The sequence below is a fragment of the Candidatus Magnetaquicoccus inordinatus genome (assembly GCF_004217665.1).
Lineage (GTDB): Bacteria > Pseudomonadota > Magnetococcia > Magnetococcales > Magnetaquicoccaceae > Magnetaquicoccus > Magnetaquicoccus inordinatus.
On record NZ_RXIU01000514.1, the window covers coordinates 1 to 1,108 of the forward strand.

The window sequence follows — 1,108 nt, forward strand, 5'->3', positions numbered from 1 at the left end:
TGCATCACGTTAACAAGATATTCATGCCAGTGGGGGCAATGGGGGCTGAGAACAGAAAGGGTGCAGGTGTACACAGGTGAGGCAGGCACACATTAGCCTGTTGCAATCAACACAGCATACACTGTGCGTCTTGCGGCAGAACGGGGAGCAATGAATGATCAGACATAGCGGCAGAGCGATGATCGGGATAACACACCGCAAGTGCTACCTATAATCAACGTAGAGTATTATTGCTTATCACCACACATAAAGACAGATTTTAATGGGCAAAAACATCATCCAGGTTTTTTGCCTCCAAAATGCGATCGGTCCAGTTTTCGAGTTGCGCAAGATCGGCAGCACGCACCATCGCTTTCGTTGCATCGGGAACTTCGCCAAATCGACGGTGCAAAAGGCGAAGCAACACATTGACCCCACCTTCTTGTTGTCCTTGCTGTTTTCCTTGCAACAGACCTTGCTGTAAACCTTGCTGTATCCCCTGCAATAGACCTTGTTGTATCCCTTTCTGAATGCCAATTCTTTCTACACTTGTCACAAAAGGCATTGCCTGTTTCTCCTCATAATTGGAGAGTTCTTCCCAGAATCGATTATCGGCTTCTTCCGAGAGAGTGAGCACCCAGTCGATAAACCGATAGAGATCAATGATCTCCTGCTTACTGAAGCCATGTTGATACAGGTTGCGTGTGATCCGCCATTTGACTTGATAGCGATCATCTGGACGATTGCGCGTCTGTTTGGCGCTGAGATGGGCCATGGTCACTACGGCGAAGGGATTTCTTGACCCTTCCAGCTCTGGCAAGCGATCCAGATAGTCTAATAGTTTAACCGCATTAAAGCGATAGATCAACTCCGATCCCCACAAGGCTTGGCGATATTCTGTCACCCGCCAACTGGCGTCTTCATCCGCGAGGATGGCCAAGCCGACCACTGGCTTGCGATAGAGATCATGGACACGATACTGGCAGGTATACATGCGTTCAGCAAAACCTGCCGTTCGGTCTCCCTGGATTTCGACATGAATCAACACCCAGAGTTCACCACCATCCAGCAACCATACTTTGCTTAACAGATCCAGGCGACGATTGGCGGAGTCAGCCTCCCGGGTAAT

1 protein-coding gene is annotated in these 1,108 nt (G+C 49.4%); it reads right to left on the reverse strand.

Features of this window, described 5'->3' with window-relative positions:
- Positions 1-259: 259 nt before the first annotated feature.
- Positions 260-1,108, reverse strand: an 849-nt coding sequence (locus EJP87_RS16930) for a DUF4351 domain-containing protein (RefSeq protein WP_130472992.1), incomplete at its 5' end; no start/stop codon positions are given.